Here is a 12,711-nt window from a genome sequence, read left to right on the forward strand (position 1 = left end):
GTATGACTGACTACTTTCCAGCTCAAGACAAATCCATTCTGAAACAACTTACGATATTTTTTATATCAAAGGATATAATTTGAAAGTTTAAAAATAATGAAAGGAAGGTTAAAAAATCATAAAAATAAAGGCATCAGGCCTATAGTGGGAGATAAAAGAATAAAAATTCTCTAGGCTCATCATCAAGAGATAAACCGAACATTAAAAATTTATGTGCGGTAGTGACAACCGATCAGGCAATGGATCAGTAGAAAATTTCATTTGAACATGCTTGTAAAGCTACTCATCTCCAAGCTACTATCGAAATAAATTCTCACACTTTTTATTCGGGTTGCCCAGTTTAAGGGCTTGAACCTCATTATATTTATGAGCTTAAAAAGCATGTGTCCGGTTGAATCTAACTATTAAGCAGAATCAAATTAGAACGGTATGGCTGCCTTAATTTCGACCGGGACACCACTCAAAGGCTGGGTAAAAGCCAAATAACTGGCATGCAAGGCCATACGATTTAAAGGACTGCGCTGGGGTTCAGGATGATAAATTTTGTCTCCAGTAATAGGATGACCGATATGCAGCATATGCACGCGTAGCTGATGGGAACGGCCAGTAATTGGTGTCAGTAGTACCCGGCTAATGTCTTGCTGGGGTAGATATTCTAAGGCCTGATACAGGGTTTTGGCGGCCTTGCCCAGTTCAAAATGCACCATCTGACGCGGACGGTTTTCCCAGTCGGCAATCAAAGGCACATCAACGCTGCCCTCACCTTCAAGTTTGCCTTGTACCAGTGCAACATAATTTTTATGTACCGTGCGTGCCTGAAACATTTTACTCACCGCCACTTCTGCATCGCGGTGTTTGGCAAACATCAAAATACCGGAGGTGGCCATATCCAGACGATGGGTAATTTTGGCCTGCGGATACTGGTTCAGAACCCGCAAATAGGCACTGTCATGATGTTCAGGTAAACGCCCCGGAACCGACAATAATCCGGCCGGCTTTTCAATTACCACCAGATCATCATCTTCATAAACGATATGCAGTGGTTCTTGCGGTGGACAATAGACAAAGTCATGGTTGATGGGCATTTTAAGGGTACAGCATCTGGAATAATGCGCGCAAAATAACAAGCGGCTTCTAGGCTGTCAATTACCGTGCTTGACCAGCTCAGCTTAATCTGCCAGATAATAATCGACCGTCGAGACCACGCGTACTTTTTTCAAATACGGCGTATTGCTGTCGCGATCTTCAATACTAAACAGCCCCTGATTGGCGGACTTGATTTTGCCCAGACTGCTTTTTGAATCTGCAGCAAATTTTTCCGCTACACTTCGGGCATTTTCGGTGGCCTGTTCAATCATCGCAGGCTTGATGTCATTCAGCTTGGTAAATAAGTATTCCGTTCTTTGTCCGGAATCATCTCCGGCAAAGGCAATGCCTTTTCTACCCAAAGCCACCAGACGACTTTGTGCCGAACGCACTGCATCTATTTTATGGGTATAGACCGTAATGGTCTGGCTGGCGGTATAACGCAGTGCGACATTGGCATCCCCGCCATATTGCTGGGCATATTTATCAGTAATACTCGGTGAAGCACTGGTAATTTCTTCCACGCTAAATCCTTCATTTTTTAAGAAGGTCTGAATTTCCTGGGTATTGGTTTGCATGGTATCGTACAATTCAGCCAGATCCTGACTGCCGGCATTAAAGCGGATTGGCCATACCGCCACATCGGCTTTGACTTCACGTTCCGACAAGCCTTTGACCGAAACTATACGTTCATATTGTTTAATTTTCAGCGCGCTATTACCCAGAATCCATCCGGCAATAATCATCCCTAAGCCGATCAAGGCACCTAAAATAAGGGCCGGTTTGAATTGATTCATCCTTCAACTCCTTTGAAATCTTTTTTCGTTCTTATTGATCCTGTCACGCTATCAAGTAGCGATAAAATGATACTAATTCAATCTTATTTTTATCACTCTAAGATTTAATCAACCTAGCACTTAGCCTTGATTCATCAGATAAATTGCCATTAACGGCGTCAGGTTAAACAGTAAAATCCCGATTTTATAGAGCGCCATACCTGAATAATGAATCACATAAAAACTGGTCTCTGAGAGCTGAAACCATTTTCCATGTACCTGTTTCATCCAGTTTCGGGCAAAGACAAAGACCATGAACCAGATCATGAGAATGACATAATTGATGAGTGTGCAAAACAGTAAAAAACGGCACCAGACATCGAGATTCATGAGGATTCCCCTAAGGGGCGGCTGATGTTTTTAAAATAACAGATCATGTTGAGAAATGAAGGATTGATTTGTATCTTGCTTGGATAAATATTTTTCTTAAATTTATGATTTATATTTATTTTAATTTTTTATTCTGCGTGTATTACTGGAGAATTTTTTAGGGTGTTGGGAAAACTCGCAATGGTTTACTTCAACTATCATTCTTTGTAAGACCTGATCTTATAGCCTATAAACTTTTGGTCTATAGCGTCCTAAGCCGAATCGAGACCTTTTGGGTTCGTACTGCACTCGCGTTTTGCGCCGCTCACAGCATGCTACTCTTTCCGATCCCATCACACCCTTGAAAGCTATATTAGGCAAAGATGGACGGGATTAATTTCCTATGTTTTTTTAATTTCGACTAAATCTGAAAATTTATTTCATCATTTATATCAATATAGAGAAATAAATTCCATTTCTGATTTTTTACGCTTTTTTATTCGATAAAATTAGAGTTTATTGCAATTTATATTCAGGACATAATTACTGTTTTATTGAAAGAATGTTCCCTGAATCCATTGCGCACTAAACCACCAGGCACTGATCGCGGACATCCCGCACAGAAGATTGGCCAAGACCTTGTTGAGTCTGGTCAGCTCAGAACTATAAATTTTCAGGTTAAGTAGATAGGCGATCACAGCGTAAAACGAGCCAATCGCGCCCCCGAAAAGAATCAAGATGAGCGGCCATGCGGAATAGAAATGGGCTTTTTTATCTAATTTTCCTGACTCTGGTGCGTGCTGTTGAATATCCATAGTTGATAACCCTCTTTTTAATATATGCACTTGCACTATTTCTAGGCAGGTATTTACTCTTTAGAAAATATTTGCCTTCTAGGACTTTCACTGAAGCAAGAAGCAGACCAGTTTTATCGTACAAAGAGCTGTCGGGTATGATGATTGATATAGGCATTTAGTCCATCGCCATATTGAGCGAGCTGTTTCATGTTTTCGACATGCTGATAACCGGCACTGCTATAGCTATAAGTGTAAACTTTCGAGGTTTTCTTGAATTGAACGCGAATAAACTCGTTACCAATCTCGTAATTGGCAACACCTGAGTCGTGATTAAGATCAAGATAATGTTGCAATTGAGCTGCCCTAAATACTTTGAATCTAGGGTTTTAGATGGGGTTTTATTGATTATTTTTCAATCAATCTTAAACTATAAATAGGGATGTTTAAATAGCAAAAAGCCCTATCGAGTAATAGGGCTTTCATTCAAAACAGAGGGTAACTGTTTGAGTTGTTTTGCTTAGGCATTCTTATTGTTAAATTGATTGCCTTGGCATTTGGTACACGGTGGTAAACGATCAGTACCAATTTCTAAGTAGGTGCGGTGTCCGCATTGAACACAAAAATAGAAGCCTGTTCCGGGTTTTTCGCCAGCAGTAACCATCTTTGTTCTCCATGGTTTTAGAAATGGTCTGACTAGTATAACCCTCTGGTGATGAATGTCTATTGTCCATTTTTGTAAATGATAGTGTCGTTTGGGCAAAGTAGTATTTCTAATTATTATTTAGTAACCCATTAATTAAGTGATAATTTATTATTTTTTTCAAGTTAAGTAGTTTAATAACATTGAGATAAGTGATGCATAAGGCCAAGTATAGCGCAGTGCGTTAATACAAAATTATCACCATAGCCATATGAAATTTTATATTCCCTTAAAGTTATAGACGTCTTTAATCATTGAGGAAGCTCAATTGCTTAAGTATAAAAAGAAAAGTACCTGTTTGTATTTTCTTGATAAAGACATTAATGCTCTAAATAAAAACCCCACTTCACAGTAGGGTCTTTTTTAAACAATATCAACAACTTTAATCCACTCCAACCCTCCTTAAAAAAGTAGGGAGTTCCCCTCTTTTTCAAAGAGGGGCTAGGGGTGATTAAAAAAAAGATTAAGCCACATTCCCTTCCAAGAAGTCTTGTGCAAAGCGCTGCAATACCCCACCCGCTTCATACACATGCACTTCTTCTTCAGTATCCAAACGGCAAGTCACAGGCACTTCAACAATCTGGTTCTTACCATCATCGGTCGAACGCTCAATTACTAAAGTCAACGTCGAACGTGGCGCGATATTACCAATCACGCTATACAGCTCAGTACCATCAAGACCTAAAGTCTTACGATCTGTACCCGGCTTAAACTCAAGCGGTAAAACACCCATACCGACTAAATTAGTACGGTGAATACGCTCAAAACCTTCTGCCACAATCGCTTCTACACCTGCCAGACGCACACCTTTTGCTGCCCAGTCACGGCTAGAACCCTGACCATAATCCTTACCGGCAATAATAATCAACGGCTGTTTACGGTTCATGTAGATTTCAATGGCTTCCCACATCCGCATTACTTCGCCTTCAGGCTCCACACGTGCTTTCGAACCCTGCTTGATGGTACCATCAGAACGCACCACCATCTCATTAAACAGTTTCGGGTTGGCAAAAGTCGCACGTTGCGTCGTGAGGTGATCACCGCGATGCGTTGCATAGGAGTTAAAGTCTTCCTCAGGCACACCCATTTTTTTCAGGTATTCACCTGAAGCACTGTCGAGCACAATCGCATTCGATGGTGATAAATGATCAGTGGTGATGTTATCGCCCAAGATCGCCAGCGGACGCATATTTGACAAGGTACGCGGTGCAGCCAAAGCCCCTTCCCAATACGGCGGACGGCGAATATACGTACTTTGCGGACGCCAGTCATACAACGGACTTGTTGCTTTTTCATTCACACCCAAATCGAACATCGGAATATAGATTTTTTTGAATTGTTCTGGTTTTACAGCAACTTTCACCAGCGCATCAATTTCTTCATCCGATGGCCAGATATCTTTTAGATAAATCGGATTGCCGTCTTTATCGTTTCCTAAAGCATCTTTTTCGATATCAAAACGAATCGTACCGGCAATCGCATACGCTACCACTAAAGGCGGTGAAGCCAAGAATGCCTGTTTCGCATAAGGATGAATACGCCCATCGAAGTTACGGTTGCCCGAAAGCACCGCTGTTGCATACAGGTCACGGTCGATAATTTCCTGCTGAATCTTTGGATCGAGTGCACCCGACATACCGTTACAGGTCGTGCATGCATAGGCCACGATACCAAAGCCCAGTTTTTCTAAATCTTTAAGTACGCCAGCTTCTTCAAGGTAAAGTGCCGCCGCTTTAGAACCCGGTGCAAAAGAAGATTTCACCCAAGGTTTACGCACCAAGCCCAATTCATTGGCCTTACGTGCCAATAAACCTGCTGCAACGGTATTACGTGGGTTGGAGGTATTGGTACAAGACGTAATCGCCGCGATAATCACCGCGCCATCTGGCATCAAGCCTTCCGCTTCTTGCGCACGAGCTGCTTCTAAATTACCGGCAATGCCTTTTTCTTTCAGGTCAGCCGTAGATACACGTGCATGCGGATTTGATGGGCCAGCGATATTACGTGTCACAGTCGATAAATCGAAACGCAGCACACGTGGATATTCCGCTTGGGTCATGTCTGATGCCCAAAGCCCGATCTCTTTAGCATAAGTTTCGACCAGTTTGACTTGCTCAGGTTCACGGCCGGTCAAAGTCAGATAATCAATGGTGTTCTGGTCGATATAGAACATCGCAGCCGTTGCGCCATATTCCGGGGTCATGTTGGAAATCGTGGCACGATCACCCACCGACATGCTGTCAGCACCTTCACCAAAGAATTCTAAATATGCGCCAACCACACGTTCTTTACGCAGGAATTCGGTTAATGCCAAGACGATGTCCGTTGCGGTAATGCCTGGCTTGCGCTGACCCACCAATTCCACACCAATAATATCCGGCAGACGCATCCACGATGCACGGCCCAACATCACATTTTCCGCTTCCAAGCCGCCAACACCAATCGAGATCACGCCCAATGCATCTGTATGAGGCGTGTGCGAATCTGTACCGACACAGGTGTCCGGGAATGCCAGACCATCACGGTTCTGAATCACCGGAGACATTTTCTCCAAGTTGATCTGGTGCATGATGCCGTTGCCCGCAGGAATTACATCAACATTCTCAAAGGCAGTTTTGGTCCATTCAATAAAATGGAAACGATCTTCATTACGACGGTCTTCAATGGCACGGTTTTTCTCAAAAGCATCCGGATCAAAACCACCAAACTCAACCGCCAGTGAATGATCGACAATCAGCTGGGTTGGAACGACCGGATTGACTTTAGACGGGTCACCGCCCTGATCGGCAATCGCATCACGTAAACCGGCAAGGTCAACCAGTGCCGTTTGCCCCAAGATATCATGACACACCACACGTGCCGGATACCAGGGAAAATCATGTTCCTGTTTACGCTCAATCAGCTGGCGTAAAGACTGTTCCAGAATGGCAGGATCACAACGACGCACCAACTGCTCTGCCAGGACTTTGGAAGTATAAGGAAGTTTGGCATATGCGCCTGGCTGAATATTTTCTACGGCCTGTCGCACGTCATAATATTCCAGCTGGGTGGATTGCAGCGGTTTACGGTAGTTGTTGTTCATAAGCTTGCCTGCCCTCGTTTATCTCTATTTTTATTCATCAATAGATATTGATGAGTTACTTTTGTAATAGCAGCATTGTACGCTGCACAAATAGCATTTCCCAAATTTTATATTTTTCAATTACTTAATTATAAAAATCGGTATTTTCGCAAAAATTTGTTACATAGACTTTAGAATTTTTGCTTTAAAGCGGTCTTTTGCTAAAAAAAATCTGAATAATTCGCCTTATTCTTTAGTCTTATGTTGCAAAATATTTCTCTATCTTTTTATTTGAATATTACTATAAACCACTAATATCATTAATAAATAATTAATTTTATGTGCATTTTTTTAAAGATAAAAAAATATAGTCTCACTGGTTTTCATAGGCCTGTCCTGCCGCCGCATTTAGCAAAATTTCAATCCCCTAATTTGGGATAGCAGATTTTCCAAAACTATCAGAATCTCAGTGTGACGAATGTCACATTCTTCGCAATCCTCACATTAAAACAATAACCATAACAGGCAGAACTGAAATGTTGAAAATCGCAATATTCGGAGCTATAGCCGCCATTTTGACGCTCTTAGCTCGCGGTTGGGATGGAACAAAAAATCCATCGCCGCCGTCAAATCCATCTAACCCCTCCCAACCTTCTCATCCCTCACACCCAACACCTCCACCCAAACCCTTACATCCCGTTCCGACCACATCAGACAGCTTGATTAGCAATCCACCCCTATTACCAAAAAGTGCCAAGGGCAAATATGAGCTGATCGTGGCCTATAAAACCAGCAAACTCTATAACCCCAGAAACGGATTATGGGATCAGGTACTGCTGAGAGGCTATTTAACCAAACCCAGTTTATTTGATAAGAAAAAAACCGGTGAATATGTCGAGGATCAGATGGTCGGACCACAGATTCGGGTCAAACAGGGTGAAACCATGGCGCTTAACCTGAATAACCAGCTGCCACCCGAGTCAGAAACAACCTGCCCAACTCATGTTGAGAATGTAAATGAACCACACTGCTTTAATACCACCAACCTGCATACCCATGGCTTCTGGGTCAGTCCTCAAGGCAATAGCGATAATGTCTTTTTGAAATTCAAACCTCAGGAAAAATTTGATTATCAGTTCAAAATGGAACCGAATCATCCCGCAGGGACTTACTGGTATCATGCCCATCTGCACGGTTCAACTGCTCTTCAGGTGTCGAATGGCATGGCAGGTCCATTGATTGTTGAAGGCTCAAGAACACCAAAAGTCAAAAATGGCAAAGTCACCTCAACTGGAGATATGGATATTCTATGGAAAGAAAAAAACAGTTACCCGAACGAAAACATCCTGTTGTTCCAGCAAATCCAATATCGCTGTAGTAATCCCGATCCTAATATCACATTCGCTGTTCCCAATAACTGTGAAGGTGTAGGTATAGGCATGCTGGAAAATTATAATGACCTGTCTATTAGTGGCTTCTGGACCAACCAGAATTACTACACGTCTATCAACGGTAAAATTGTGGGAGAGATGAAGGTTGAACAGAATGTATTTAACCGCTGGCGCATGATTCATGGCGGTGTACGCGATACCATTGGTTTAATCATAAAGGAAATTCCTGACTCCAGTAAGTTTAGCGCAGAGCAAACCATTAAAGCCTGTTCAGCCTATCAGGAGGCAGACAAGAAAGCTGAATTTGAGAAGCTGAATAGCCTGAATGTGCATACCATCGCGCAAGATAGCTTAACCATGAATCATATACAGACCAGAACCCTGTCCGTGTTCCATCCTGGTTATCGTCATGATGCAATGGTTGCCTTTCCGACCACCAATAGATACTGCATTTTTGACACCAAATTGAATATCGATGATGAAATTAACGCGCCATTACCGAATGTAGGTCCTCAAATTGCTCCAAATCATCGCCTCAATGCCCAACTGCTGGGATGGGTCAATGTAAAAGCAGCCAAGACCAAGGCTCAGACTGCTGCCCAGTTCCTGAAAGATCGGGCACAAAAATTGGTTTAAGCAAAGACATCCAGACCCAGTTATCTCAGCTTAATCTTTCTGCGTTTAGTGATCATCCATCATTGATGACACCCGAAATTGATAAAGTAGTTGCTGCCCGACCAAAACAATATAGTGCTTTTTCGCTCGGCCCCGACCCTAGAACTGGCGTATTCAAATTTGGCTTCCGACATAAAAAAGATGGAGATACACTGAGTTTTGGAGATTTCTTTGATGGAGATGGTTCAGTGGATGGCGAATATGTCCGTCAGTTACAAGTTGGACAGACTGATGAATGGGAACTGACCAGCGCTGGTTTTGGTGGTCATCCGTTCCATATTCATGTTAACCCGTTCCAGATTGTTAAAATTTTGAATCCTCAAGGTAAGGATGTCAGTGAGGCAGTAGCCCCAGAAGATCCGGTGAATCCAGTTCTGGATGATGTGCAATACCGTGGCATGAAAGGACAGTTTAAGGACACGCTTTTTGTAAAACAAAACTATACCTATATTGTGCGCAGCCATTACAAGAAATTTGAAGGTGACTTCGTACAGCACTGCCATATCCTCGACCATGAAGATCAGGGCATGATGGAAACCGTACGGGTCTGTGGAGGCAAATTCCCTTGTGATTCGCCATTACCGGCTAGCCATCACCACTAAAGATCTGCTCGCTAAAAGCCAATGATTTCGATTGTTGGCTTTTTTGTTTGCCTCTATTTGATGCTTGCTGCACAATAACTGCATTGATTTATAGTATTCAAACCGGGGCTTATTATGGTAGCGTCTCCTGCTTTTACATTGTTTAGTCTGAATGGTGTAGATGCACAAAAATTCCTTCAAGGTCAGGTGACTTTGAATACTGAAACTTTGGCGGAAAACCAGACACGCTATACTGCAATCTGTAGTCTGAAAGGACGCATCCAATTTGGCTTATGGCTTAAAAAAATCAGTCCGGAAAGCTTTGAAATCGTGAGCATTGCAGATCAGGCTACGGAACTGGCCAATCATATTAAAAAATTTGGCGCCTTTTCAAAAATGAAACTGGAACTGGTCGGTCCGGTTTATCCAGTCATTAATGGCATTCATACTGACTTCGTTACGACTGAAACCGATGCCACCCTTTGGGAGCAGCAAGCCATTGAATCAGGTCAGGCCTGGATTCAGGCTGCCACCGCGACCCTGTTTCAACCACAAGAATTACGTTTGCATCAACGCGAAGGCATTCAATATGACAAGGGTTGCTACTTGGGTCAGGAAGTCATTGCACGCCTGTGGTTTAAAGCCAAGCCAAAACACTGGTTACATCTGGTTCAAGGCACAGGTACCGTGCCTGATGTTGCGACCAAACTGAATAATGATGTTGAAATTGTCAATAGCATCGCGATTGACGACGGTTATAAAGCGCTAGTCGTTGCAAAACCTGAAGCATTGACCGAATTGGGCCTAGAAGTACTGGAACTTCCGGAAGCTTTGAGCGGTGATGTAGCGCGTCCGCAATAATCACTGCATAACTCATAAAAAAGCCAAGATAAAATTCTTGGCTTTTTTATTTTAGAAGCCATGAAACAGCTTGTTCATGTCTTTTACCACATAATCTTTAAAATGATAGGCCCGCGCATGTTTGGCATCAAACTTTGCCGTGAGTTCACCTTTTTGAAAGACATATACTTGGTCTTCCTGACTCATCAAAAACTCTGCACCAAGTTTCATCAGCAGCGCATCAATCTTGTCTTCATCGGCAATCGATTCATCAGCATTGACTCTGTCATAGTGACGTTTAATGGTTTTGACAAACATGGTTAAATCCTGGGAGTCTGATTCAAACCGAGATTTAATCAGAGAAGTCGGCTGAAGCAAAGTAATCCTTTTGATATCTGCAGGATTGATCAGAAACCTGTGCAAATCATGCATCGATTTAATCGGTATATTGTGCTTCGATGATTTGTATTTAGTGACAAATTGTATATTTACAAAGCACAAAATCCTTTTATGATGTAAGTGAAAATGATTAAAATCGCACCAAGGAATAAGGTGCCAGCAATAATAAGGTTATAGGAACCATGAAAAAATTAGTACTCGCTACAGTTCTTGCCCTTTCTGCGCAATTCGCTCTGGCAAATACCGTAAAAGATCAAGTCGATCCCCAATTCCAAAAAGTTGAGGCCATGGTCAAAGCCAATAATTTTAAAGGTGCCTATGACGCTTTGAATCAATTGGCCAGTCAGGGAAATGCCCAAGCTTTATATAACTTAGGCTATTTGACCCAAACCGGCCAAGGTACAACCAAGGACGAGAAAAAAGCCATTCAGCTTTACGAGCAGGCAGCCAGCAAAGGCTATCCGGTGGCCAATTATGTACTGGGTAAAAACTATGCAGCCGGCACACTCGGCCTCAAACAGGATTTGGCCAAAGCCAAACAGCATCTGGAACGCGCTTCAGCAGCCAAATTTGATGATGCCAGCATTGATCTGGCCATACTGCTATTTTCTGAAAATACGGCAGCGTCAAATAAAGTCGGACTACAAAAGCTGCAACCGCTGATCAGCAAAGGCAATATGCAGGCCATTCATGCCAAAGCCTTATATGACATCAGCAGCGGTTTCAAAAACAAAGATGAAAAACCGATTCAGCAAGGCCTAAGCAGCATTCAGGAACTGGCAAAAAAAGGTTATATTCCAGCGCTGATGGCAGTAGGTAATATGTTTGCCAATGGCAGTATTGTTCCGCAAAACCTGCCAGAAGCGAAGAAAATCTTTGCTGCATTGGCGCAGCAAAATGTTCCGCAGGCTAAGGAATCTTTGGCAGCAGTAGATAAAATGCTGGCTGAGCAGAAAAAAGTACCTGCGAAGAAAAGTTAAGTTAATTCCACAAAATTAAAATATAAAAAGCCCCATGCAATTTGGGGCTTTTTAATAGCAGAGCATTCATCTTCTAAAAGATTATCCCCACCACAAGGCAATTAAGCCACTGGTCACGATAAAACCAACAATGGTACTCATCAACAGTGGCGTTAAGGTTCGATCATTCAGACCATATGCCTGTCCCAACATGCCAAAAATCGTCGGCATCGGCAAAGCAGCAATGAGCGTACCGGCATGGACCATTTCCTGACTTAAATCAGTTAACTGGCTCAGTCCCAGATACATCAATAACGGCATCATGATATTGCTGGAAAATACCAGATAGAAACTTTGCAGATTGACATATTTCAGACTCATTCCTACGATCCCGCCGCCAATGGCAAACAAGGCCAATGGTGAGGCCGTCTGACCAATCAAGGCGAAGACCTGATCGAGATAGACTGGAATTTTAATCTGGAAAACCGCACAGGCCATGCCGAGCATGACCCCCATAAATAAGGGATTCTTTAGCAAAGTCAGCAGTACACTTTTCAGAATGGCGCCGAGATTTGCCTGATGTTGTGTGCCCAGCGCAGCCATGACCAGCACCAGCGGAATCAGCAACATGCTTTCGATGATCACCACCAGAGAGGTATAGGTCATCGCCTGTTGCCCAATCAATAAGCTGAGCACAGCCGTACCAATCAGGCCGGTATTCGACATTGCAGCGCCCAGCGACAGCACTGCACTTTGCGAATGCGTATTTTTAAAATGACGGCGCATGATCCAGAAGCCGCTACCATAGAGCACTAAGGTCACGCTGCTATATACTGCAAAGTATTCAAAATACCAGATTTCATGCAGGTCCTTGGAGGCAAGGGACTGAAAGAAGAGCAAGGGCAAGGCTACTTTAATCACAAAAGCACCGACCGTCCCCACCTGCTCTTTGCTTAACACTTGACTCTTTACAGTCAGATAACCCACTGCCAACAATAAAAATATGGGCACAATGACCGCAAAAATCATAATGCAGTATCCTCTTGTCAGTGATATTCCATTATAAGAATTTCTGAG

At 42.9% G+C, this 12,711-nt stretch carries 11 protein-coding genes and 1 pseudogene; 3 read left to right on the top strand and 9 right to left on the bottom strand.

All coding sequences use genetic code 11. The features are described 5' to 3' along the window. Nucleotides 1-419: 419 nt before the first annotated feature. The 7 genes from ACP7BU_RS04490 to acnD all read right to left on the bottom strand — a co-directional run bounded on the left by ACP7BU_RS04490 (nucleotide 420) and on the right by acnD (nucleotide 6,810). A complete protein-coding gene (locus ACP7BU_RS04490; RefSeq protein WP_425878660.1) occupies nucleotides 420-1,085 on the bottom strand; it encodes a pseudouridine synthase in 666 nt (221 codons plus the stop codon). An 84-nt stretch (nucleotides 1,086-1,169) separates the two neighbouring features. Next, the gene (locus ACP7BU_RS04495; protein ID WP_425878658.1) at nucleotides 1,170-1,883 is read right to left on the bottom strand and encodes an SIMPL domain-containing protein; all 714 of its coding nucleotides are present in this window, start codon (nucleotides 1,881-1,883) and stop codon (nucleotides 1,170-1,172) included. 120 nt (nucleotides 1,884-2,003) lie between these two features. After that, nucleotides 2,004-2,252: a DUF6868 family protein gene (locus ACP7BU_RS04500; RefSeq protein ID WP_425878656.1), complete on the bottom strand. Its 249-nt coding sequence runs from the start codon at nucleotides 2,250-2,252 to the stop codon at nucleotides 2,004-2,006. A 530-nt stretch (nucleotides 2,253-2,782) separates the two neighbouring features. Beyond that, nucleotides 2,783-3,046: a hypothetical protein gene (locus tag ACP7BU_RS04505; protein WP_004281730.1), complete on the bottom strand. Its 264-nt coding sequence runs from the start codon at nucleotides 3,044-3,046 to the stop codon at nucleotides 2,783-2,785. A gap of 113 nt (nucleotides 3,047-3,159) precedes the next feature. Further along, nucleotides 3,160-3,381, bottom strand: coding sequence for a hypothetical protein (locus ACP7BU_RS04510; protein WP_004732115.1), 222 nt, complete (start codon nucleotides 3,379-3,381; stop codon nucleotides 3,160-3,162). Between the two features lie 164 nt (nucleotides 3,382-3,545). Continuing rightward, nucleotides 3,546-3,689: a zinc ribbon-containing protein gene (locus ACP7BU_RS04515; protein WP_004645925.1), complete on the bottom strand. Its 144-nt coding sequence runs from the start codon at nucleotides 3,687-3,689 to the stop codon at nucleotides 3,546-3,548. Nucleotides 3,690-4,191: 502 nt separating this feature from the next. Then, nucleotides 4,192-6,810, bottom strand: a complete 2,619-nt coding sequence (acnD, locus tag ACP7BU_RS04520) for a Fe/S-dependent 2-methylisocitrate dehydratase AcnD (protein ID WP_425878653.1) — start codon at nucleotides 6,808-6,810, stop codon at nucleotides 4,192-4,194. Between the two features lie 515 nt (nucleotides 6,811-7,325). Here acnD and ACP7BU_RS04525 point away from each other — a divergent pair. Next, a pseudogene (locus tag ACP7BU_RS04525) lies at nucleotides 7,326-9,457 on the top strand (multicopper oxidase family protein). Between the two features lie 114 nt (nucleotides 9,458-9,571). Continuing rightward, on the top strand, nucleotides 9,572-10,297 hold the full coding sequence (locus ACP7BU_RS04530) for a YgfZ/GcvT domain-containing protein (protein ID WP_425878651.1): 726 nt from the start codon (nucleotides 9,572-9,574) through the stop codon (nucleotides 10,295-10,297). A 51-nt stretch (nucleotides 10,298-10,348) separates the two neighbouring features. Here the strand turns inward: ACP7BU_RS04530 and ACP7BU_RS04535 are convergent, their stop codons facing one another. After that, the gene (locus ACP7BU_RS04535; protein ID WP_253102263.1) at nucleotides 10,349-10,594 is read right to left on the bottom strand and encodes a hypothetical protein; all 246 of its coding nucleotides are present in this window, start codon (nucleotides 10,592-10,594) and stop codon (nucleotides 10,349-10,351) included. A 263-nt stretch (nucleotides 10,595-10,857) separates the two neighbouring features. Here ACP7BU_RS04535 and ACP7BU_RS04540 point away from each other — a divergent pair, with 263 nt between their 5' ends. Further along, entirely contained in the window at nucleotides 10,858-11,655 is a 798-nt protein-coding gene (locus tag ACP7BU_RS04540) for a tetratricopeptide repeat protein (RefSeq protein WP_425878649.1), read from the top strand. Nucleotides 11,656-11,736: 81 nt separating this feature from the next. On the opposite strand, the gene ACP7BU_RS04545 is transcribed toward ACP7BU_RS04540, so the two are convergent. Then, nucleotides 11,737-12,663, bottom strand: a complete 927-nt coding sequence (locus ACP7BU_RS04545; protein WP_425878647.1) for an AEC family transporter — start codon at nucleotides 12,661-12,663, stop codon at nucleotides 11,737-11,739. Nucleotides 12,664-12,711: the final 48 nt, after the last annotated feature.

It is taken from the genome of Acinetobacter sp. 40AMC3-4 (assembly GCF_049898185.1).
GTDB lineage: Bacteria > Pseudomonadota > Gammaproteobacteria > Pseudomonadales > Moraxellaceae > Acinetobacter.